The sequence below is a fragment of the Nonomuraea sp. CA-141351 genome (assembly GCF_050944675.1).
In the GTDB taxonomy this organism is placed as follows: Bacteria; Actinomycetota; Actinomycetes; order Streptosporangiales; family Streptosporangiaceae; genus Nonomuraea.
In genome coordinates this window covers 4053618-4075700 of sequence record NZ_CP191982.1, presented here as the reverse complement: position 1 = coordinate 4075700, position 22083 = coordinate 4053618, and the positions used below count along the sequence as shown (strand labels likewise).

Annotated in this window: 22 protein-coding genes and 1 riboswitch; of the genes, 1 reads left to right on the top strand and 21 read right to left on the bottom strand. The window is 71.8% G+C overall.

What is annotated here, in order from left to right:
• Positions 1-92 precede the first annotated feature (92 nt).
• Positions 93-980, top strand: a complete 888-nt coding sequence (locus ACQPWU_RS19365; RefSeq protein ID WP_433441915.1) for an endonuclease/exonuclease/phosphatase family protein — start codon at positions 93-95, stop codon at positions 978-980.
• On the opposite strand, the gene ACQPWU_RS19360 is transcribed toward ACQPWU_RS19365, so the two are convergent.
• The 21 genes from ACQPWU_RS19360 to ACQPWU_RS19260 form a co-directional block, all read right to left on the bottom strand.
• Complete coding sequence (locus ACQPWU_RS19360) at positions 966-1532, bottom strand: nucleotidyltransferase family protein (RefSeq protein WP_433441913.1); 567 nt, start codon at positions 1530-1532, stop codon at positions 966-968. The two genes, ACQPWU_RS19365 and ACQPWU_RS19360, sit on opposite strands and share 15 nt — an antisense overlap.
• A complete protein-coding gene (locus ACQPWU_RS19355; protein ID WP_433441911.1) occupies positions 1529-2620 on the bottom strand; it encodes an XdhC family protein in 1092 nt (363 codons plus the stop codon). The genes ACQPWU_RS19360 and ACQPWU_RS19355 overlap by 4 nt, the downstream gene beginning before the upstream one ends.
• Positions 2613-3683 (bottom strand): vWA domain-containing protein, encoded by a 1071-nt coding sequence (locus ACQPWU_RS19350; protein ID WP_433441909.1) that lies wholly within the window; start codon positions 3681-3683, stop codon positions 2613-2615. Before ACQPWU_RS19350 ends, ACQPWU_RS19355 begins: the two co-directional genes overlap by 8 nt.
• Positions 3676-4542: an AAA family ATPase gene (locus ACQPWU_RS19345; RefSeq protein ID WP_433441907.1), complete on the bottom strand. Its 867-nt coding sequence runs from the start codon at positions 4540-4542 to the stop codon at positions 3676-3678. The genes ACQPWU_RS19350 and ACQPWU_RS19345 overlap by 8 nt, the downstream gene beginning before the upstream one ends.
• A gap of 56 nt (positions 4543-4598) precedes the next feature.
• A complete protein-coding gene (locus ACQPWU_RS19340) occupies positions 4599-5051 on the bottom strand; it encodes a PH domain-containing protein (protein ID WP_433441905.1) in 453 nt (150 codons plus the stop codon).
• Between the two features lie 19 nt (positions 5052-5070).
• Positions 5071-5538, bottom strand: coding sequence for a 6,7-dimethyl-8-ribityllumazine synthase (gene ribH / locus ACQPWU_RS19335; protein ID WP_433441903.1), 468 nt, complete (start codon positions 5536-5538; stop codon positions 5071-5073).
• A 67-nt stretch (positions 5539-5605) separates the two neighbouring features.
• Entirely contained in the window at positions 5606-6823 is a 1218-nt protein-coding gene (locus ACQPWU_RS19330; protein WP_360714152.1) for a bifunctional 3,4-dihydroxy-2-butanone-4-phosphate synthase/GTP cyclohydrolase II, read from the bottom strand.
• Entirely contained in the window at positions 6820-7479 is a 660-nt protein-coding gene (locus ACQPWU_RS19325; RefSeq protein WP_433441901.1) for a nicotinamide mononucleotide transporter family protein, read from the bottom strand. Before ACQPWU_RS19325 ends, ACQPWU_RS19330 begins: the two co-directional genes overlap by 4 nt.
• Positions 7476-8066, bottom strand: a complete 591-nt coding sequence (locus ACQPWU_RS19320; RefSeq protein ID WP_433441899.1) for a riboflavin synthase — start codon at positions 8064-8066, stop codon at positions 7476-7478. The genes ACQPWU_RS19325 and ACQPWU_RS19320 overlap by 4 nt, the downstream gene beginning before the upstream one ends.
• Before the next feature lie 2 nt (positions 8067-8068).
• Positions 8069-9616 carry a bifunctional diaminohydroxyphosphoribosylaminopyrimidine deaminase/5-amino-6-(5-phosphoribosylamino)uracil reductase RibD gene (gene ribD, locus ACQPWU_RS19315; RefSeq protein WP_433441897.1) on the bottom strand — a complete coding sequence of 516 codons (1548 nt, stop codon included), beginning with the start codon at positions 9614-9616 and terminating at the stop codon, positions 8069-8071.
• A 110-nt stretch (positions 9617-9726) separates the two neighbouring features.
• Positions 9727-9857, bottom strand: a riboswitch (FMN riboswitch).
• Positions 9858-9935: 78 nt separating this feature from the next.
• Positions 9936-10745 (bottom strand): oxygenase MpaB family protein, encoded by an 810-nt coding sequence (locus ACQPWU_RS19310; protein WP_433441895.1) that lies wholly within the window; start codon positions 10743-10745, stop codon positions 9936-9938.
• Between the two features lie 30 nt (positions 10746-10775).
• Positions 10776-11438: a ribulose-phosphate 3-epimerase gene (rpe, locus tag ACQPWU_RS19305; protein WP_360710981.1), complete on the bottom strand. Its 663-nt coding sequence runs from the start codon at positions 11436-11438 to the stop codon at positions 10776-10778.
• A gap of 19 nt (positions 11439-11457) precedes the next feature.
• Positions 11458-11934, bottom strand: a complete 477-nt coding sequence (locus ACQPWU_RS19300; protein ID WP_433441892.1) for a hypothetical protein — start codon at positions 11932-11934, stop codon at positions 11458-11460.
• Between the two features lie 76 nt (positions 11935-12010).
• The gene (locus ACQPWU_RS19295; RefSeq protein WP_433441890.1) at positions 12011-12907 is read right to left on the bottom strand and encodes a transposase; all 897 of its coding nucleotides are present in this window, start codon (positions 12905-12907) and stop codon (positions 12011-12013) included.
• A gap of 149 nt (positions 12908-13056) precedes the next feature.
• Positions 13057-14565 carry an RsmB/NOP family class I SAM-dependent RNA methyltransferase gene (locus tag ACQPWU_RS19290; protein ID WP_433441888.1) on the bottom strand — a complete coding sequence of 503 codons (1509 nt, stop codon included), beginning with the start codon at positions 14563-14565 and terminating at the stop codon, positions 13057-13059.
• 16 nt (positions 14566-14581) lie between these two features.
• Complete coding sequence (locus ACQPWU_RS19285; RefSeq protein ID WP_433441886.1) at positions 14582-15232, bottom strand: hypothetical protein; 651 nt, start codon at positions 15230-15232, stop codon at positions 14582-14584.
• Complete coding sequence (gene fmt, locus ACQPWU_RS19280; RefSeq protein WP_433441884.1) at positions 15229-16155, bottom strand: methionyl-tRNA formyltransferase; 927 nt, start codon at positions 16153-16155, stop codon at positions 15229-15231. The genes ACQPWU_RS19285 and fmt overlap by 4 nt, the downstream gene beginning before the upstream one ends.
• A 4-nt stretch (positions 16156-16159) precedes the next feature.
• Positions 16160-16708: a peptide deformylase gene (def, locus tag ACQPWU_RS19275; RefSeq protein WP_360712052.1), complete on the bottom strand. Its 549-nt coding sequence runs from the start codon at positions 16706-16708 to the stop codon at positions 16160-16162.
• A gap of 27 nt (positions 16709-16735) precedes the next feature.
• Positions 16736-18070, bottom strand: coding sequence for a hypothetical protein (locus tag ACQPWU_RS19270; RefSeq protein ID WP_433441882.1), 1335 nt, complete (start codon positions 18068-18070; stop codon positions 16736-16738).
• 37 nt (positions 18071-18107) lie between these two features.
• Positions 18108-19547 (bottom strand): hypothetical protein, encoded by a 1440-nt coding sequence (locus ACQPWU_RS19265; RefSeq protein ID WP_433441880.1) that lies wholly within the window; start codon positions 19545-19547, stop codon positions 18108-18110.
• A gap of 49 nt (positions 19548-19596) precedes the next feature.
• Entirely contained in the window at positions 19597-21882 is a 2286-nt protein-coding gene (locus ACQPWU_RS19260; protein ID WP_433441878.1) for a primosomal protein N', read from the bottom strand.
• Between the last annotated feature and the right edge of the window lie 201 nt (positions 21883-22083).

Sequence of the window (22083 nt, the reverse complement as noted above, 5' to 3'; positions counted from 1 at the left end):
CGGGCTCCCGCTGAAACCGAATGATATTCCGTTGCGACGCGAACAGGCTATCGCGTCGGCGCGGCGGGCAGTGAGCCACTAGCCTGGTTCGGGTGCTGAGCCGGCTCGTCATCTTCGTGAGCGCCGTGGTTGCCGCTGCCATGGCGGGGCACCAGCTGATCCCGGCGCTCGGCGGGTTCACGCCCGTCATGGAGAGCCTGCTGCCCTGGATCGGGCTGACCGTTCCGCTGCTGCTCCTGGCCGCGGCAGTGGCACGTTCCAGGGCCGCCGCCCTCGCGGCGCTGGCGCCTGGGGTGGTGTGGGCGGTGATGTTCGGCTCCACGCTCTTGCGCACGCCGCCCGGCGGCCCGAGCGACCTGGCCGTCGGCACGGTCAACGTGGGAGTGACCAACAACGCCTCCGGCGAGGCCGTGCGCGTGATCGCCAAGGATCTCGACCTGCTGGCCGCCCAGGAGCTGACCAGCGGCGGGCCGGCGGCCAAGCAGCTCAACAAGATGTTCAAGTACCACTACCCGGTCAGCACGGTCGGCCTGTGGAGCCGCTATCCGATCAGCGAGCCCAAGCCGCTCGACGTCGGCCTGGGCTGGCCGCGCGCCCTGCGCGCGGTGGTCAGCACGCCCAAGGGCAAGGTGACCGTCTACGTCATGCACCTGGCCTCGGCCCGGCCGGGAGCCACCACCTCGCGCGACGCCTCGCTCGCGCGAGCGCGCAAGCTCATCGACGCCGACCCCAGCAAGCGCATCCTGCTGCTCGGTGACCTCAACACCGCCACCACCGACCGGGGCATGCGGGGGCTGACCCCGCCGCTGGTCGACGCGCAGACCGCGGCGGGCGACGGGTTCGGGTTCACCTGGCCGTCGGAGTTCCCGATCACGCGGCCCGATCACATCCTGTTCAAGGGCATGACGGCGACCAAGGCGGGCGTCGCCCCGGCGACCGGCAGCGACCACCGGGCCGCCATCGCCTCACTGCGGCTCTAGCAGCCTCAAGTCGCGCGGCGTGTCGATGTCGGCGGGGTCTCCGTGCTCGTCGCACGGCACCTCGGTGACCAGCTCGGGATGGGCCTTCATGAACGGCCTGGCCCCGACGTCCCCGACGGCCAGCTCCGCCACACCGGCGAAGTGCTCGCGGGCGATCAGCACCGGGTTCCTGCGTTTGCCCCCATAGGTGGCGACCGCCAGCCCGGCACCCGAGCCGATCAGCGCCCGTACCGCACCCGGGCGGATGAGCGGCTGGTCCACCAGCGCGATCACCACGGACTCGGCCTCCTCCGGCAGCGCGGCGAGCCCGACCCGCAGGGAGGAGCCCATGCCGGAGGCCCAGTCCGGGTTGCGCACGGTCACCGCGCCGCGCACCTGTACGGTGGCCGCGCCGAGCACGACCACGACGGGATGGCAGCCACCCTCCTCCAGCAGCCGCACACCCCGGTCGACCAGGCGCTCACCCGCGTACTCGACCAGTGCCTTGGGCGTGCCCAGCCGGGAGCCCTGCCCCGCGGCCAGCAACAGGCCGGCCACCCTGGCGCCCTTCATGGGGTCTCGTGGTGGATGCGGCCTCGCGTGCTGGACAGCGGGCGCCCGGAGCCGCCCCAGCGGAGCTGGATCAGCTCGGCCGCGATCGACACGGCGGTCTCCTCGGGGGTGCGCGCGCCGAGATCGAGCCCGATCGGCGAGCGCAGCCTGGCCAGCTCGTCGTCGGTGAGCCCGGACTCACGCAACCGGGCGAGCCGGTCGTCGTGGGTACGGCGCGAGCCCATCGCGCCCACGTACCCGGCCTCCGTCCGCAGGGCCACCTCCAGCAGCGGCACGTCGAACTTGGGGTCGTGGGTGAGCACGCAGATCACCGTGCGCTCGTCCACCTGCACCGACGCCAGGTAGTCGTGGGGCCACTTGACCACCACCTCGTCGGCGTCGGGGAAGCGCTTGGAAGTGGCGAAGATCGGGCGGGCGTCGCAGACCGTGACGTGGTAACCGAGGAACTTGCCCACCTTGGCCACGGCGGCCGCGAAGTCGATGGCCCCGAAGACCAGCATGCGCGGCGGCGGCGCGAACGACTGGACGAACACCGACAGGTCGTCCAGCCGCCGCTCGCCCTGGCCGCCGTAGCGCCTGACGCCGGTCAGGCCCTGGGCGAGCATGCCGCGCGTGTCGTCGTCCACGGCCTCGTCGAGGCGCTCGAGGCCGAGGGTGCCGGAGGAGCGGTCCGGCCAGATGACCCGGCGGGCGCCGACCTGGCCTGGGCCGGAGATGATGGTGGCCACGGCGACCGGCTCGTGCGCCTCCACGGAGGCCGAGATCTCCCCCAGTTCGGGGAACGTCTCGATCGAGATGGGTTCGACGAGGATGTCGATGATGCCGCCGCAGGTGAGCCCGACGGCGAACGCGTCGTCGTCGCTCACGCCGTACCGCTGCAGGATGGGCTGGTCGATCTCGGCGGCCAGCTCGAACACGGCGCCCTCGACGCACCCGCCGGACACGCTGCCGACCACCTCGTCGCCCCGCACCGCCATGGCCGCGCCCGGCGGCCTGGGCGCGCTGCTGAACGTGCTCACCACCGTCGCCAGCCCGAACCTCAGCCCCGACCTCCACCACCTGACGATGTCCGGCAGCACGTCACGCATGGGCCAGCCTTTCACTGAGTTGCTCGAAGGCGGCCAGGCTGTGCCCGGCCACCAGGTCGTCAAGGTACGGCAGAGCGGCCCGCATGCCACCGGTGAGGGGCTGGTAGTCCTCGTACCCCTTGTGCGGGTTGACCCAGATCACCCGGTGCGCCTGCCTGGACAGCCTGGCCATCTGCGTGCCGAGGAGCTCCGGATCGCCGCGTTCCCACCCGTCCGAGGCGATCACGGCGATCGCCCCTCTCGCGCTGTAACGGGACAGGTATTCCCGGAGTTCGTCCCCCAGCCGGGTCCCGCCGCTCCAGTCGGGGATGGCCTTGGAGACCTCGTTCAGCGCGGTGCCGGGGTCGCGGTGGCGCAGCTCGGCGGTGATCGGGGTGAGCCTGGTGCCGACCGAGTAGACCCTGGTGGCCCTCGGCTCGCTCCTGACCAGCGCGTGGGCGAAGCGCAGCAGGGTCTCGGCGTACGGGGCCATCGAGCCGCTGACGTCCACGAACAGGACGACCGTGCGCGGGCGGGTCGTGTGCCTCTTGTGCCGGAGCCTGGCGACGTCGCCCTTCCTGAGCGCGTCGCGGATGGTGCGGCGCGGGTCGAGCACGCCCCGGTGCGCGCTCTCGAAGCGGCGCGAGCTCCGCCGGGCCCGCGCGGTCTTCAGCATGGCCAGCATCCTGTGCACCTCGGCCCGCTCGGCCTCGGTCAGCCCGGCCACGTCGCGCTGCCGCAGCACCTCGGCCCGGCTCGCCGTCGCGGGCGCGGCGGTCCCGTCGTCGCCGCTCTCCCCCTCCAGCTCGGCCGCCAGGTGCCTGGTGACGCTGGTCGTGCTCGTACGGGTGACGACCGCCTTCTGGCCGCCGAAGTACGCGGCGAAGCACCGGTCGTATCTGGGCAGGTCGTCGGGAGCGGCGCAAAGCGTGAGCCGCCCGGCCCAGTAGACCTCGCCCGAGTCGGCGACGTCGAGGTGGTCGAGCGCTCTGAGCATGTTCTGCGTCCGCTCGTGATCGGCCCCGACCCCTGCCGCCCGCAACGTCCTGGCGAACCCTGTCACGGTGGCGACCAGCTCATCCATGGGAGAGCAGCCCGTTGCCGAGCACGTTGGCGACGTCCTCGCGATACTTCAGCGCCGCGCCCAGAGTGGCCGCGGCCAGCCCCGGATCGAGCTCCTTGGCGCCCAGCGTCAGCAGCGCCTCGGTCCAGTCGAGCGTCTCGGCGACGCCTGGCGGCTTGACCAGGTCCGCCTGCCGCAACCGCTCGGCCGCCCGCGCCACCTGCGCGGCCAGCGTCTCGGTGCAGTCGGGCAGCCTCCGCAGCAGAATGGCGACCTCGCGGTCGAAGCTCGGGTGCTCGAGCCAGTGGTAGAGGCAGCGCCGCTTGAGCGCGTCGTGCACCTCCCGCGTCCTGTTGGAGGTCACCACGACCACGGGCGGCGTCGTGGCCCTGACCGTGCCCAGCTCGGGAATCGAGATCGTGAAGTCGGAGAGCACCTCGAGCAGGAACGCCTCGAACTCGTCGTCGGCCCGGTCGATCTCGTCCACCAGCAGCACGCTCGGCTGCGTCTCGATGGCCTTCAGCAGGGGCCGCGCGATCAGGAACCGGCGATCGTAGATCTCGCCCTCCAGCCTGCTCACATCGGTGATCCCGGCGGCCTCGGCGGCTTTGAGGTGGAGGAGCTGGCGGGCGAAGTCCCAGTCGTACAGGGCCTGGGCCGCGTCCAGCCCTTCGTAGCACTGGAGCCTGATGAGCGGCGCGTCGAGCAGCGTGGCGAGCGTCTTGGCCAGCTCCGTCTTCCCGACCCCCGCCTCGCCTTCGAGGAAGAGCGGCCGGCCCATCCTCAACGCCAGGAAGGCGGCCGTCGCCAGCCCTTCGTCGGCCAGGTAGGCGTGCCGGTCGAGCAGCTCGATGAGCTTCTCCGGCGACTCGATGTCCATTGCCCTGATTGTCCGGCGCAGCACCACTTCAGCCTACGTTCTTGCGCAGGCCCCGCCTAATCCTCGCTGGCCTCCCCGCGCTCCCGGATCAGGGCCTCCAGTTCGGCCGTGGCCCGGCGGGCGCGGGACTTCTCCGAGCCCTGGATGCCCATCGCCCCGATGGTGCGCCCGTCCGAGAAGTCGATCCGCGGCCAGGGGTCCCCCACGAGCAGCGTGACCTCCAGGATCTCCGGCCATGTGTAGCGGTGGCTGCGGACGGCGTTGACGATCGTGACGCCCTCGTCGTCCGCCTCCACCCGCACCCGCCCCAGCAGGTGCAGCACGAACGCCACCGCGCAGCCGAACAGCACGATCCCGATCCGGTCGGGCAGTTTGAACGGCTCGGCGATGAAGATCGCCATGATCACCGATCCCAGCACGACCAGGGAGGCGAAGCCGTACGCGACGATCCGCGGCCGGCGGGGCCGCCAGGTTACGGGCAGGACCGGTGGAGGCACGAGCTCTGGCACGAAGGAAACCTATCTCAGCCTAGTGGAGGTCCCTTAGCAGGAGGGCGGTCTCGAGCGCGGCGATGGCCGACTCGTACCCCTTGTCCTCCTTGCTCCCCGGCAGCCCGGAGCGGTCGAGGGCCTGGTCCAGGGTCTCGCAGGTGAGGACGCCGTTGCCGACCGGCGTCTCCTCATCCAGCGAGATCCGGGTCAGGCCCGCGGTCACCGAGTCGCAGACGTAGTCGAAATGGGCGGTCTCGCCCTTGATGACCGCGCCCAGTGCCACCACCGCGTCGCAGCGGCGGGCCAGCGCCTGGGCGACCACCGGGATCTCCAGCGACCCCGGCACCCGCACCACGGTGGCCGTGGCGCCGCTGTCGTCGCAGGCCTGCACGGCCCGCGCCACGAGCTGGTCGGTGATCTTGGCGTGCCAGCTGGCCGCCACCACCCCCACGGTCAGCCCCGAGGCGTCGGGCGCCGCGGCGCCCGGCCGTCCTTCTCCGCTCATGCGGCCTCCTTCGTAGGCCGCATGAGCGGAATCCGGCTGTGTCTATTTGATCGCTCGCTACGCTCGCTCATGAAGCCTCCGAGATCTGATGGCCGAGGCGCTCGCGCTTGGCCTTGAGGTATCGCTCGTTGTGCGGGTTCATGGCCACGGGCAGGGGCTCGCGGCCGAGTACCTTGATGCCGTACCCGTCCATGCCCTTGAGCTTGGCCGGGTTGTTGGTGAGCAGCCGCACCGACTTGACGCCGAGGTCGGCGAGGATCTGCCCCGCGTTGGAGAACTCCCGCGCGTCCACCGGCAGCCCCAGCTCGACGTTGGCGTCGACGGTGTCGCTGCCGTTGTCCTGCAGGCTGTACGCCTTGAGCTTGGCCAGCAGGCCGATGCCCCTGCCCTCGTGCCCGCGCAGGTAGACGACCACCCCCCGGCCCTCCTCCGCGATGGCCGACATGGCGTGGCCCAGCTGCACCCCGCAGTCGCAGCGCAGGGAGCCGAACACGTCGCCGGTCAGGCACTCGGAGTGGGCCCTGACCAGGATGTTCTCGCCATCCTCCAGGTCGCCGAAGACGAGGGCGACGTGCTCGCCGCCGTCGAGCGCGCTGGCATAGCCGTACGCCCGCCACATGCCGTAGACGTTCGGCAGCCGCGTCTCGGCCACCCTCGTCACCATGCTCTCGGCCCGGCGCCGGTAGTCGACGAGCTGCTCGATGGAGACCAGGGCCAGGTCGTGCTCGTCGCAGAAACGCCGCAGCTCGGGGAGCCTGGCCATGGTGCCGTCGTCGTTGACCACCTCGGCCAGCGCGCCCGCGGCCGACAGCCCTGCCAGCCTGGCCAGGTCGACGGCCGCCTCGGTGTGGCCGCGCCTGGCCAGCACGCCGCCCTCGCGGTAACGCAGCGGGAAGATGTGACCGGGGCGCACCAGCTCGTTGGGCTCGGTCGCGGAGTCGGCGAGCGTGCGGATGGTCTTGGCCCGGTCGGCCGCCGAGATGCCCGTGGTGACGCCGTCGCGGGCGTCCACGGTGATCGTGTACGCCGTACGCATGCGCTCCTTGTTGTGCACGACCATGAGCGGCAGCCCGAGCCGGTCGAGCTCCTTGCCCTCCATGGCCACGCAGATCATCCCGCTCGTGTGCCTGATCGTGAACGCGCACACGTCGGGCGTGGCCTTGGCCGCGGCGAAGATCAGGTCGCCCTCGTTCTCCCTGCTCTCGTCGTCCACCACCACGACGGGTTTGCCGTCGCGGATGTCCTCGATGGCCCGCTCGATCGGGTCCAGCTTGATGTCGGTCATTGCGCCACCGCCACGCTGAGCTCGGCCGCCCGGTATTCGCGCAGCCACTTCACGAACCCGATGACGACCAGGGCGAAGAAGATCCCGTACACCCAGCCGGAGACCACCAGCCCCGAGCTGAACGCCAGCGGCACGCCCACCAGGTCGACGGCCACCCACACGATCCAGAAGTCCACCAGCGCCCTGCCCTGCGCCCAGGTGGCCATCGCGCTGCCCACGAAGATGTAGGCGTCGGCGGCCACCAGGAAGGCACCCTTGGGCAGCGGCACGTGCGCGCCCCACGACAGGCCGGTGACGAAGAACAGCAGCCCAACGAGGGCCGTGCCCAGCAGCATGACGCCGATCAGCAGCGACCGCTCCCACCACTGGGCCGGGCGGACGGCGAGTTGCTTTCCGTCCTGCGTACCGCGCCGCCACGCCCACCAGCCGTAGATCGCCAGGCCGGCGAACAGGGCCTGCTTGAGCGCGTTGCCGGTGATGTGCGCGTTGATCGAGGCGATGAACAGCAGCACAGATCCGGCGAACTGCACCGGCCAGGTCCACATTGACTTGCGCATGGCGAGCAGGACCGTCGACAGGGCGGCGATGTTGCCGATCAGGTCGGTCCAGAGCACGTGAGTGCCGAATACCTCAAATCCGGCGTTCGCCCAGTTCACTGCCTGACCACCAGCCTTTCCACATATTTCGCGATCACGTCGACCTCGATGTTCACCACGTCGCCGACCTGACGGTCGCCCAGGGTGGTGAGCTTGAGCGTCGTGGGGATGAGGCTCACACCGAAGCTTTCGTCGTCAACCGTCGTCACCGTCAGGCTGATTCCGTCGATGGCGATCGAGCCCTTCTCCGCCACGTACCGGCCGAGCGCCTCGGGGAGGGAGAACCGCACGTCGTCCCATCGCTCGCCGGGCTCGCGGGACAGCAGCACGGCGGTGCCGTCCACGTGGCCCTGCACGATGTGGCCGCCGAGGCGCTGGTCGGCTCGTACGGCGCGCTCCAGGTTCACCGGGGAGCCCTCGATGAGACTGCCGAGGGAGCTGCGGTCGAGGGACTCCCTCATCACGTCCACGGTGAAAACGTCGTCCTTGGCCTCCACGACCGTGAGGCACACGCCGTTGACCGCGATCGAGTCGCCGTGCTTGGCGTCGGAGGTGACGACCGGGCCGCGCACCGACAGCACGGCCCCGCCGCCTGCCTGTTCGACGGCGACCACTTCGCCCTTTTCCTCGATGATTCCGGTGAACATCACTACTCCCTGCCTGGTTGGGAAGCGGGCCGGGCGATCAGCCGTAGATCCGGCCCGATAGGGGAAATTTCGTCAAATGTCAGGCGGTGGATCTCGCCGATCGTGCCCACCCCGGCCGCACCCAGCGCGGCCCGCCCGGAGCCGAGCAACGCGGGGGCGATGTACGCGACCACGCGATCGACCAGGCCCCGCCTGAGGAACTCACCGGCCAGCGTGGGGCCGCCTTCCAGGAACACGCTCACGACCTCCCGGGCCGCCAGCTCTCTCAGGAGGGCGTCCAGGTCGAGGCCGCGGTCGCGGCGGGGCAGGCGGAGGAGATCGGCCTTGAGCTCGGTGTCGGCGTCCTCGGCGATGGCGACGAGCGTGGGCGCGCTGTCGTCGAGCACCCTGGCGGACTGGGGCGTCCTGGCGCTCGTGTCCACCACGACCCGCAACGGCGCTCGCCTGCCCGCCTTCCGCCCTCCCCCGGGCCCGGCACCCACGCCCTGGCCTCCGGCACCACCGCCGAAGCCGCCCCCTCCGCCGCCTCCGGTCGCGCCCCCAGCGCCCTCGTCCCGACGCCCGTCCGCCCCTCCGCCTTCCGTACCGCGCCCCGCGCCCTCGTCCCGACGCCCCTCCACCCCGCCGCCGACGCCGTCTCCCGTACCGCGCCCCGCGCCCTCATACCGACGCCCGTCCGCCCCTCCGCCGACGCCGCCATCCCGGCGGAGCTCCGCGCCGCCGGCACCTCCGACGGAACGCGCCGCCGCAGCGGAAGCGACCGGACCGAAGCCGGCGCCTCGGCCACCTCCCGCGCCGTCACCGACGCCTGCCTCTCGGCCACTTTCCGTCCCGCGCCCCGCGCCACCGCCGGCGCCTTCCACGGGACGCGCCACCACAGGAGGAGCGGCCGAGCCGGCGCCGGCGGTGGGTGCGGGGCGGGCGGTGAGGTGGGGGTCGTCGGCGAGGACGGTGCCGATGCCGGCGACGATCGCGTCCGAGGCGGCCCGCAGCCGGTGCACGTCGGCCCTGGCCTCCGGCGAGGTGATCCACTGGCTCGTCCCGTCCGCGGCCGCCGAACGCCCGTCCAGCGTCGCCGCGAACTTCCACGTCACATGGGGCCGCCCGAGCCGCGCGTACGTCAGCCACTCCTCGTTGACCAGCGAGGCCTCTGCGGTCAGCACCCCGGTCGTCACGGAAACCCCGTGCGCCCGCAGCCGCGCCGCCCCGCCGGCGGCCTTCGGGTTGGGGTCGGCCACCGCGATCACCACCCGCGCGATCCCGGCCGAGAGCAGCGCCCAGCTGCACGGTCCCGTCCGTCCGGTGTGGTCGCAGGGCTCGAGCGTCACGTACGCGGTGCCGCCGCGTGCCCGCTCCCCCGCCTGCGCCAGCGCCACGACCTCGGCATGCGGCCCGCCCGCGTACGCGTGGAACCCCTCGCCCACGACCTGGCCGAAAGCGTTGAGCACGACGCAGCCCACGACGGGGTTGGGGCTGGTGGTGCCGTGTCCGCGCGCTGCCAGCTCCACGGCGCGCGCCATGTGCGCGGCGTCCTGCGGGGGATTCTCCACCCGGGTCTCCTACTCGCCAGTAGCTGCAAGCCACGGCGGGCCCCGGGGGATTTTTCTGCCGGGATGCGCATATGCACCACGGCAAGCGTCCGGCTGGGATGCCGGACACCTCGCGCGCTTCCTCCCATCCGGACTTTAACCGTCGGTCCCGGAATTTCACCGGGTCAACCGGCCGATGGCATCGGCCGGGTCGCGGACTTTTACCGCCGGTTCGGAATTTCACCGACCCCGGAGCACGCTAGCTCTCTTTCGCTACCAGTGTGCCATGTCCGAAATGCCGAGCGCGACCACCCCTACCCCCTAGACCAAGCGCTAGGTTTCAGGCGGCCATGAGCCGGCGTGCGCGGCGGGCGGCGGGACTGTAAAGGACGTCCCCGGGGACCAGCCCGATCCCGGTGTGCAACGTACGCAGCGTGGCCGTGGCCCACAGGTCGCCGACCGGCGTGGCGGGCAGCCCGTACAGGCGCCTCGCCCAGCGCGGCAGCGTGGCGAACGCGAGCAGCGTCAGCGCGGGCAGCGCGGGTTTGAGCGGCATCAGCTTGGGAGGGAGCGGGGCGTTCAGCGACAGGCGGAGCGGATGGGCCGCCTCGGGCACGAACCGCAGCCCCGGCCGCGCGCCCTCGATGTAGTCGTGCAGCTCGGCCACCGACGCGGGAACGTCCTCGGCCTTCAACCCCACGACCTCGGCGGCCCGCCGCCACTCCGCGACGAACCCGTCAGCCTCGGCGTCCGACAGCCGCACCCCGGCCCGGCGGGCGACCGACAGGTAGGAGTCGACCTCGCCGACGTGCACCCAGCGCAGCGCGTCGGGGTCGTCGAGGTGGAAGGTGGTGCCGGTGTCGGGGTCGTAGGCTGTCAGCTTGGCGTGGATCTTGCGGACGCGCCGTCCCGCCCGTTCGACCTCGGCGTTCGACCCGTACGTACGAACGCGTACGAACTCCGTGGTCCGTACGAACCGCGACCAGGCCTCTTGCGGATCCATGAGCGTGGAGTTCTGCAGCACACCGCGCATCGCCCTCGGATGCAGACCCTGCATCAGCAGCGCCCGGATGCCGCCCACCAGCAGGATCGGCTCGCCCATCACCCGCCACGTCACTGAGCGGGGCCCGAAGATCCCATGGTCGCCCATAAGTGAATGGTTACCCGGGCGCCGGCCGGTTTATGCGTTCTTGAAGGTGGCGGCGGCGCGGAGGGCATCGATGGCGGAGGCGGGATCGGAGGCCCCGTAGACGGCGCTGCCCGCCACGAACACGTCGGCGCCCGCTTCCGCGCAGCGCTCGATCGTGCCGGCGTCGACTCCGCCGTCCACCTGCAGCCAAACCCGTCCGCCGTGCCGCTCGATCATCTCTCGTGCCCGCCGCACCTTGGGCAGCACCCCGTCGAGGAACTTCTGCCCGCCGAACCCCGGCTCCACAGTCATCAGCAGGAGCATGTCGACCTCGCCCAGCAGGTCTTCGTACGGCTCGACGGGCGTGGCCGGGTTGAGCGCCAGGCCGGCCCTGGCGCCGAGCGCGCGGATCTCGCGCAGGGTCCTGATGGGCCCCTTGGCCGCCTCGGCATGGATGGTCACGCTGCCGGCCCCGGCCTCCGCGTACTGCGGCGCCCAGCGGTCGGGGTCGTCGATCATGAGATGGCAGTCGAGCGGTGTCGAGGTCACCTTACGCAGCGCCTCGACCACGGGCAGCCCGATGGTGAGGTTGGGCACGAAGTGGTAGTCCATGACGTCGACGTGCAGCCAGTCGGCGTTGGGCACGGCGGCGGCCTCGTCGGCGAGCCTGGCGAAGTCGGCGGCGAGGATGCTGGGAGAGATCTGTACGGCCATGATTCACCAAGTCTATTGACTACCCGCGCTGTAGAAGCGCCGGGGATTCCAGCGCTCGCCCGCTGGGGTGAGTGCCGGCCCGGTGCAGGAAGTCCCGCCGGGCCTCGCGCACCTTGCGGTGGGCGCGGGCGGCCTTGACCCGGTTGTCGCTCCCGCGCTGTTTGGGGGGCATCCTGCGCTCGTAGCTGGCCTTGCGCTCCAGAAGGCGAGGGCCGGCAACCCGATCCACGTCACTGGTCACGGCGAAGTCCTTCACGCCCAGGTCGACGTCGACCGCGTGCTCGGCCGGCTCGAACCGCTCGCCGTCGACCTCCTCGCCGTCGACCTCATCGCTGTCGACCTCCTCGCCGTCGCCGCCTTGAGTGTCGACGGCGAGGGAGACATACCAGCGGCCGTCCGGGTCGCTTCCACAGACGCGATCGAGGAGAACGCCGGTACGACCTCCACCCCGACCGCACCGCGCCCGATGCCCGAGCGGGATGTGGCCGGCGTCCATGGACCCGACGCGTGCCGCCTGCCGCCAGCCGATTGCCGCCCAGCTGCTCGGGCTAGATCGCTGATGTGAATTTGGGTTAGTGGTCGTAGGCGGTCAGGGACCGTTTCACGGGTGCGTCGGTGTTCCAGTTGTGCCAGATTGCGGCGTTGAGGGCGAGGATGCGCTGGCTGATACGGGCCCAGAGGCCGTCGGGGTGGCGGGCGTTGTGGCGTTCGAGGCCGAGCTGGTTCTTCAGTGTCCAGATGATCGCCTCGATGCGCTGGCGCAGCCAGCCGGGAAAGGGCAGGGCGCGTGCAGGCTCGTCTTCGCGGGTCGGCCGGATCAGGAGATGACCCAGATCGGCGGCGGCCTTCTCGATGCCGGCTCCGGCGAATCCCTTGTCGCACACGATCGGGCATGGCCCGTCGGCTATCTGGTGGACGTGCAGCAGGTGCAGGGCCTGCTTGCGTTCATCGAGCTCTTTGGGGTGGGCCAGGCTGAAGCCGGTCACCGCGCCATCAGCGGTAGTGATCAGCATCAGCTTGGCGCCCCAGTAGAAGGCGTGGTGGGACTTGTCCATGCCGTATCCGGCGATCTCACCCAGGTGTGATCTGTTGACCGTCACTCGCGAGGCGCCGCAGCGGATCGGGGTGCCGTCCATCAGCCGCAAAGGCTCGTGCCAGGTCGGGACCTGGCGGGCCAGCCACAACGCCGCCGCCGACATGGCCGGCCCCAGATCACGCAGTTGCCGGTTGTACTGCGACTGGGACGGCAGCCTGGGGAACAGGTGCCCGATCCGGCTGGCCGCCATCCGCATCCAGCGGCGTTCGTCATCACACCGCAGCAGCACCTGCGCCACTGCCACGACCACCGCCTCGGCCGGGGTCAGCACCGGCGGCCGGCCCCGTCCGCGAGGCCGTCCCCGCGAAGGCATCACGTGATCGTCCAGATGCACATAGAGTGCGGTCAGAAGGGCGTCTGAGTCAGTCTTCACACACCGACAATGGACGCCCTTCGTCACGCCCGCGGCCGATCACCAAAATTTCACATCAGCGATCTAGGCCTGCTATGGGCCCTGCCATGCGCAGACCGCCCACGCCGTGGCCCGGCCCTCATCGTGCCAAGCGCCGCTCAGCATGCGCCTCACGTGCGGGGACGCTTACGCAGCAACACCAGGAACATGGCGTCGGTGCCGTGCCGGTGCGGCCAGAACTGGGCGTGCGGGCCGTCGCCCAAATCCTCGACCTCGGGCAGGTAGTCGCGGGCGTCGAGCTGCTCGACGTCGTGCCTGCGCGCCATGACGTCCGAGACCACGACCCGGGTCTCGGCCAGGTGCGGGGAGCAGGTGACGTACGCGACGACGCCACCGGGACGCACGGCGTCCAGCGCGGTGTCGAGCAGCCGCCGCTGCAACTTGCCCAGCTCGGCGATCCCGGCCGGATCCCGCCGCCATCGGGCCTCCGGCCGCCGCCGCAACGCCCCCAGCCCGGTGCAGGGCGCGTCGAGCATCACCCGGTCGAACACCCCGGGCCGCCACGCCGGCTCGGTGCCGTCGGCCGTCACCACCGCCGCGTCCCTGGTCGTCTGCCAGACCAGCCTGGCCCGGTGCTGCTGCACGTCAGCCGCCACCAGCCGCGCTCCCCCAGGAAACGCCACGGGACCGGGACCGCCGTGCGCCGCAGGCGCGCCGGCGGGGGCGGGTGTGTGGGTGCGCTCTCCGCCCTCCTTGCTCAGACCCTCGAGATCACCATGGGTGGCGATGGCGTCGAGGAGGCCCGCCTTGCCGCCGGGCCCCGCGCACATGTCGAGCCACAGCTCGTCCTCGTCCCCCTCGAGAGGGACCCGGGTCAGGGCCAGGGCCACCAGCTGGCTGGCCTCGTCCTGGACGGCGGCACGCGTCTCCGCCACAGCCTCGATCTGCCCGGGATCGCCTTCGCGCAGGTAGGCGGCGTACGGCGAGTAGCGGGCGGGGGCGGCGCCGAAGGCTTCGAGCTCCTCGGCGGAGCTCCGCCCGGGCCGCGCCACGAGCGTCACCAGGGGACGGGCGTTGTCGGCGTCGAGCAGCTCGGCCATCTCGTCGGGACGGCCCAGCGCGTCGCGGAAGGCGGAGACGATCCAGCGGGGATGGCCGTAGGCGATGGCGAGATGGCCCACCGGGTCGTCGGCCGGGTCGGGCGCGACGATGGGGATCCATTCTTCGATCGTCCTGGAGCCGATCTTCCGCAGCACCGCGTTGACGAACTTGGCCGCCCCGGCGCCAATGCGCAGGCGTACGAGATCGACGGTGGTGCCCACTGCCGCGTGCGGCGGGACCCGCATGCGCAGGAGCTGGTGGGCGCCCAGCCGCAGGGCGTCGCGCACGTCGGGATCGGGCGCACGGTCACTGCACATCTCGATGATGGCGTCATAGGTGCCGAGCCCGCGCAGCGTCCCGTACGCGAGCTCGGTTGCCAGCGCGGCATCCCGTCCCTTGATGCCGCGCTCGCGAAGGAGCCGTGGCATGAGCAGGTTGGCGTACGCATCGCGCTCGTCGACCGCGCGCACGACGTCGAAGGCCGCGTTGCGTGCCTGGTCGCGTGCCGGTCTCGGTGGCTTCCGCGTACGGCTCCCGCCGCCCCTGCCTCCGGCCCCTTGGTCCCCCCTCGTCCTCATCCCCTCAAACTTTCCCTTACGCCTTGGCAGGCAGCCTGTCGAGCACCTCGCCGAGCAGCGCCTTGACGTCGATCATGTCGCCCTTGAGCCCCCCGACGTCCGTCTTGAGCCCTGCGACGTCCGTCTTCAGCTCCCCGACGTCCGTCTTGAGCCCTGCGACGTCCGTCTTCAGCCCCGCGACATCCGTCTTCAGCCCCGCGACATCCGTCTTCAGCTCCCCGACATCCGTCTTCAGCCCCGCGACATCCGTCTTCAGCTCCCCGACATCCGTCTTCAGCCCCGCGACATCCGTCTTGAGGACTGCAACGTCCGTCTTCAGCTCCTTGACATCCGTCTTCAGCTCCTTGACGTCGGCCTCTAGCACGGCCACCCGGCCGTCAAGGACGTCCAGCTTCTCCCCCGCTTGCATGGCTAGGCCGAGGGCCTTGTCGGTCTTCTGCTCGATCCGCGCGGCCTTTCCCTCCGCCTTGAGCATCGACCGGTCCATCCGGCGGGTCCAGCTGTTGATGTCGCGAAGATTGTCACGCGCGTCACAGAGCGTCGCAAATGCGACATCCTGGTCCTCGCGGAGGTTGTCCATTCGCGCGATGAGCGCCTGTGCTTCGTTACTGGTTGTAGTCATGGCGTCGATGTTACCGAGCGCGTCATGATCGACACGCCGGGTCACTTGAAGATCTCTTTACCCTCTGGGCGAACCCCGCGAGCCCACTCCACGGCCCCCATCACCCGCTTGCCCTGCGGCTGCACCTCACCCAGTTCGACCGCATCGGTCGCGGTCCCGACCAGCACGTACGTCTTCGTGGCGGCGATCTCGCCGGCAGGAATCCGCTCGCCGGGAACCACCCGCGCCGCCCCCAGCTTCACCCGCTGCCCGCGGAATTCGGTCCACGCCCCGGGAGCGGGTGTGCAGGCCCGGATCAGCCGGTCGACGTGCAGGGCGGGCTTGGTCCAATCGACGCGGGCGTCGGAGACGGTGATCTTGGGCGCGATCGTCACCCCTTCGGCGGGCTGCGGCCGGGCCTCCAGGGTGCCGTCCTCTACGCCGTCGATGGTGGCGGCGAGCAGCCCCGCTCCCGAGACCGACAGCCGCTCCAGCAGCGCCCCGCTCGTGTCGCTGGTGTGGATCTCCTCGGTCACCACACCGTAGACGGGCCCGGCGTCCAGCTCTTTGACGATCTGGAACGTCGTCGCCCCGCCGATCTCGTCGCCGTGCAGGATCGAGTGCTGTACCGGCGCGGCCCCGCGCCAGGCGGGCAGGATCGAGAAGTGCAGGTTGATCCACCCGTGCCGGGGGATGTCGAGCGCAGACTGCGGGAGCAGCGCCCCGTACGCGACCACCGGGCAGCAGTCGGGCTCCAGGGCGCGCAACCGGTCGAGGAACTCGGGGTCGCCGGCCTTGAGCGGGCGGAGCACCTCGATGCCCGCCTCCTCCGCGAGCTCGGCCACCGGCGAGGGGTGGACCTTGCGGCCCCGTCCCGACTGCGCGTCGGGACGGGTGACGACCGCCACGACCTCGTGGCGCGGCGAGTCGATCAGGGTCCGCAACGACGGCAGCGCCGTCTCGGGTGTGCCCGCGAAGACCAGACGCATGCTCTCAGAGCGCCCTTCCGCCGGTGGCGTGCGGCGAGACCTTGATCACGGGGGCGGCCAGGCCGCTCCACTCGGCCTCGCGCACGGCCTTCATGGCCAGCTTGCGCTGCTTGGGGTCCATGCGATCGATGAACAGGATGCCGTCGAGGTGGTCGGTCTCGTGCTGGAAGCAGCGCGCCATCAGGTCGGTGCCCTCCAGCGTGACGGGCTCGCCGTGCATGTCGAAGCCCTTGGCGACCGCGCGGACGGCCCGAGGCGTCGGGTAGGACAGGCCGGGGAAGGACAGGCAGCCCTCCTCGCCCTCCTCGTCCATCTCCGAGGACAGGTCGAGGTCAGGGTTGATCAAATGGCCGAGCTGCTCGTCCACATAGTAGGTGAACACCCGCAGCCCGACGCCGATCTGCGGCGCCGCCAGGCCCGCGCCAGGGGCGTCCATCATCGTGTCCGTCAGGTCTTTGACCAGCTTGCGGAGCTCCTTGTCGAAGTCGACGACCGGGGCCGCCGGGGTGCGCAGCACCGGGTCTCCGAACAGCCGGATCGACTGGATCGCCAAGGGGGTTACTCCGTTCTCAGGTGTGGATCAATCCAGTTTAGTGTGCTCGAGGGAGCGCGCCTTCATCGCGGCCTTGCGCGCCGCCTTGACCACGGCCTCGTCGTCGTGGGCGGCGGCGAGCATGTCGAGCACGGCGATCGTGTCGGGGTGGCCCACCCCGGGCATCTCGCCGACCAGCTTGATCAGGTCCTCCCCGGGCTCGGGCGTGTCGATCCGGCCCGCGGCGGGCCCCGACAGGTGCATGAGGGCGGCCAGGGAGTCGACCGCGATCCAGGTGTGGTCCTCGGGGCTGAGCGTGGGTGCCTCGAGATCGCGGATGTGCAGCCAGGAGGCGGCGTAGCGGCGCATCAGGGGGTGGTCGAGCGCCTCCCTGACGGGCTTCTCGGCCTCCGGGCCCAGCTCCTCGAGGATGGCCCCGACGGCGCCACGCTGCCCCGCCGTACCGGACGCGGCTATCTCGATCAGGTCGCCGGCCGCTGACTCCGGCGAGCGGCGCTCCAGCCACCCGGCCACGGCGCTCTGCGTGGCCGAGCCCTTGACCAGCGCCTCCACCAGCTCGGCCGCCGACAGGTCGGCGAACACCTCCACCTCGGCCGTCGTCGGCGCGTCGTGGCCCTCGCGCAGCAGGTCGCGGCGAATCGCCCAGACGCCGAGCGGGGTGAGCGCGGTGCGGCCGGCGGCGGTCTGCTCGACGAGCCCGCAGTACGCCAGCAGCGACAGCGCCTCCAGCAGCTCGGCGGGCAGCGCGGCGGCGAGCCTGCGCATCTCGACGGGGCCGGGCTCACAGGCCACCTCGTGGGACTGGAGTATGCCCCTGGCGAGGTTGGCGGTGGCGACGCCGGAGCGCACGGAGTAGATCGTGGCGAGCATCTCGGCCAGATGACCGTCGACCACGGTGGAGCCGGTCAGGCCCTCGTCGGCGCGGTCGAGCACGTCCATGACCACGCCGTCCCAGAACTCCAGCGTGGCCTCGGCCGTGAGCTGCATCGACAGCGGCCCCCTCGAGGCGCGGCCGCCGAGGATCCGGAGCAGCCCGGTGTTGACGGCGACGATCCAGATCAGGCGCAGCCGGGAGGCGGGCAGGCCCAGCTCCCGCACGGCGGCCGCGGCGTCCGCCTCGGTCAGGTGTCCTTCCGGGGTCACCTCGCGGGTGCCCGCCCAGGTGGTGAGCCTGATGGCGTCGGCGACGAGCGGCACCGTGGGCACCGCCGCCGCCAGCTCCGCGTCGGGCGCCGGCAGCACCGGCGGGAACGTCAGCGCTTCGCGCTCCACGGGAGCCTCCTCCGGAGGCCGTGGCGGCACGGCGGCCTGCTCATCGATCAGCTTGCGCAGCTCGGAGAGGTCGAAGACGTTGTTTGCCACCCACGAAACTTACTGCACAGCAGTCACATGAGCGTACTCAACGGATGGCCCGGGACCGGGCTTTGAACGCCGCCTTGCGTGCCGCCTTCGCGACCGTGCCGTCGGTGATGGAGCGTCCGAGCAGCTCCAGGACCTCGACGACGTCGGGGTGGTCGACCCGCCACATCTCCTCGATCATATGGGCGGGCGGGCCGGAGGCGGCCATGTTCTCGGCGAAGTTCTCGGGGTCCTCCTCGGCCGCGGGCATCGCGAGCGCGAGCATGTCGACGCTGACCCAGAGCAGCTCCTCCTGGGTGAGCTGAGGCGCGGGCAGCCCCCTGGCGGCCAGCCAGTGGATGGCGTGCGGGCGCACCTCCTGGTCGTCGAGGTAGTCGCGTATCTGCGGCTCGGCCTCGGCGCCCAGCCGGTCGACGATGGTGATCGCGATGCCGCGGGCCACGGCGGGCGCGCCCGAGGCCGCGCTCAGCAGCTCGGCCGCGGCCTCGCCCGGCGCCCTGCCGGTCAGCCAGCGGCTGATGTCCTGCTCGGCGAGTTCGGCGGGCACGCCGTCGAGCAGCCCTTCGATGAGCCCGCGCGCGTCGGCCTCGGCCAGGTCGGGGGCCTCGGGCGCGTCGAGCCCGAGCGACAGGTAGTGCCGGCGCAGCCCCCACACGGCGAGTGGAGTGAGCTCGGCGGTGTCGCCCGCGACATGGATCATGCCGTGCCGGGCGAGGTGGTCGAGTGTGGCGTCCAGGTCGATCTCGCCGTCGTCGGCGAACTCGTCGAGGTAGTCGCGGATCACAGTGACCGGGACACGCACCTGGACCCGGTAGAGCATGTCGAACAGGTCGTAGAGCCCCTGGTCCACGTCGTCTTCGAGGAGCCGGTCGACCCGCTGCGCCCAGGCGTCCAGCGGCTCGCCGGTGTCGGGCAGCGGGTCCTCGGCCAGCATGGGGACGGTGTCCAGGGCCGCGAGGAGGTCCTCCCGCGAGGCCAGCCGGGCGGCGGGCAGCGGCGTGCACGCGGGGCAGTCGCAGGGCGCCTCGCCCAGGTCGGGCACCTCGCCGGAGGGGATGACGATCGCCTGCTCGAGCGACTCCGGGCCGATGGCGCTGAACAGGGTCTTGGCCATGCCGAAGTTCGCCTGGTCGGCGAGGGCCTCGGGCATGCGCGGCGCGATGTCGTCGAGCCTGCCGCGCATGAGCGCCGCCGTCTCCTCGGACGCCGCGCCCGACTCGCTGAGGTAGTCGACGAGGGTGCGGGCGGCGGCGACGGTCTCAGCGGCGCTCTCCGGGGGCGCGATCACCTTGCGCGGGTAGATGGACAGCAGCAGCTCGTCGAAGGTCTCCGGGGTGAAGTCACCCAGTTCGTTGACGTTGAGGTAGTCGCTGGCGTAGTCGCAGAGCAGGCGGACCTCGTCCGCGTCCACCTCGACTTCCCGCGCGCGCCCCCAGGCGCGCAGGGCGTCGATGGCCCGGTTCACCCATTCGATCGACACAGGGGCACGCTAACGGCTGGTCTCCAGATGAGCGAATCGGGGAAACGGTCTAAATCAGGTCGAGTGGGTCGACACTTACCTTCACGACATCCGGCGTCTTACGCGCCGCACGTACCCCACTGGCCCCTTTGAGCGCGGCGGCCAGCGCGGCGCCGCCGGACCGCCGGACCCGGATCATGGCCCGTTCCAGGCCGGACTCGTCCATGGGGACGGGGCCGAGCACCTGGGCGCCGGGCGGGAGGCGTACCTCGTCGAGCATCTGCCTGACCGCGCTCGCCGCGCCGGTGAGCGTCGCCATCCGCACCGCCGGGGGGAACCCCAGCTCGGCGCGGTCGCCCAGCTCGCGCTCGGCGTGAGTCACGGGGTCCCACCGCAGCAGGGCCTGTACGGCGGGCAGCGCGGCGTCGCCGAGTACCACCAGTTCGGCGGCGGGACGGAGGAGGGCGGCGGCGTTCATCCACCGGCGGACCGTCTCCTCGGACGCCCTCAGGTCGGCCCTGCCCAGGAGTGCCCATCCGTCGAGGAGCACGGCGGCCGCGTACCCGCCCTGCGCCACGGGCTCGGCGCCGGGGGTGGCGACGACCAGCGCGCGACTGTCGGGGACGGTGGCCAGCACGCCGTCGCGGCCCGACGTGCGCACCTGCACGGAGGGGAAGGCCCTGCCGAGCTCCTCCGCCGTACGCCTGGCGCCGGTGACGACGGCGCGGAGCCGGGGGCTGCCACAGGACGGGCAGCGCCAGTCGGCGTCCACCCGGCCGCACCAGCGGCAGTAGGGGGCCGCGTGACCGCCTCTGAGGGCGAGCGGCCCGTGGCACAGAGGCCTCGGCCCGTCGGAGCCATGAACCGCCGACCCCGCGAGCGTCCCGCCACCGGCGCCTCCTGCCCCCGTGCCCATCGCGTCCGTGCCCGGGGCAGCGGTCCCCGCGCCGGGCGGACCGCCCGCCGCACCGACGCGCCCGCTCATCGTGGAGCCCCCCGGCGCGGCGGCCCCGCCTGGCGAGCCCAGCAGCGGTATGGCCATCCCGGCCGTGGCGGTGGGCGGGTCCGGAAAGGACGCGGCCATCCGGGTCGGGGGCAGGACGCACCGGGCGGGGGCGCGGCAGTGCCGGCAGGCCAGGGCTGGGAGGTAGCCGCGTCTGGGCACCTGCACCAGCACGGGTCCGCTCTCCAAGCCCTGCCGGAGGGCTCTCCAGGCGATGCTGGGGAGCCTGGCCTGGCGGGCCGCCTGGTCCTTGGCCAGCTCGGCGTCTTCTCCAGCGGGGCGTACCCGAGGAGCCAGGCTCCTGATCGTCGTACGGGCGGCCACGATGGGCCTGGCCCAGCGGCTGGTGATGAGCTGGGTGGCCTCGGCGGTACGCGCGTAGCCGCCGATGAGCATCGCCGCGCCCGTCCTGTGGGCGCGCAGGCCGAGAACCTCGCGGGCGTGCGGGTACGGGGCCAGGCGCTCAGCGTGAAGGTCGTCGCCGTCGTCCCAGATGGCCGCCAGGCCGAGATCGGCGACGGGTGCGAACATGGCGGCCCTGGTGCCGACGACGGCCCGTACCTGCCCTCTCAGCACCTTCAGCCACCGGCGGTAGCGCTCGGCCGGGCCCAGGTCGGCGGTGAGCGCCACGTGCCTGCCCGGCCCGAGCACCCGCTCGAACTCGCCGTCGGCCAGCGCCACGTCCTTCCCGTCGGGAACCACGACGACCGCGCCCTTGCCGCCGTCCAGCGCAGCCCGCACCGCCTCGGCCATCGCCCCCGCCCATCCCCTGGCGCCGGGCAGGGCCGACCACACGGCCCGGGGCGCGCGTCCGTTGCGCAGCGCGTCGAGGAAGGAGGGGCCGGTGGGGTACGCGTCCCAGACGCTGTCGCCCGTGGGCGCCGGCTCCGCGGCCGGATGGTCCTGCTTGGGCGGCTCTTCCGACTCGGCCTTGGCGTGGCGGGGCGGGACGGCCAGGCGGAGCACATCGGTCAGGGTGCCCGCGTACCGGTCGGCGACGACCCTGGCCAGCCCGGCGATCTCGGGCGTGAGCACGCGCTCCGGCGAGACCACGCGTTCGAGCGGCATGAGCTTTCCGTCGTGCTCGCTCTCATCGGCGCGTTCCAGCAGGAACCCGTCGACCAGCTTCCCCGCGAACCGCACCCGCACGCGCACTCCCGGCTCGGCCGTCTCATGCATGGAGCCGGGCACCAGGTAGTCGAAGGGGCGGTCGAGGTGCGGGAGCGGGCTGTCCACCACAACCCTCGCCACGGGCCGGTCAGGAGCGGGTACGGTGGCACCCTTTGTGTCCTTCGACGACGCTGGGGGCCGCACGGCTTCGAGCGGCAGAAGGGCGTCGTCGGAGTCGGTCACGCATAACGTCTACCAGACCGTTGCCAAGAACCGAGCATGAGTTGCGTGTGCTCAGCCGGATGCCCCGAACGGTGCCGGGCCCTGCGACGGCTGCCCGCCGGATGCGCACGGCGGCCACGAAAGCGCAGGCCACGTCGCCCACCACGCCTGGCCGGCGAGGGCCCGCCATCGCACGGAAGGCGGATCGTCACCCGACGCCAC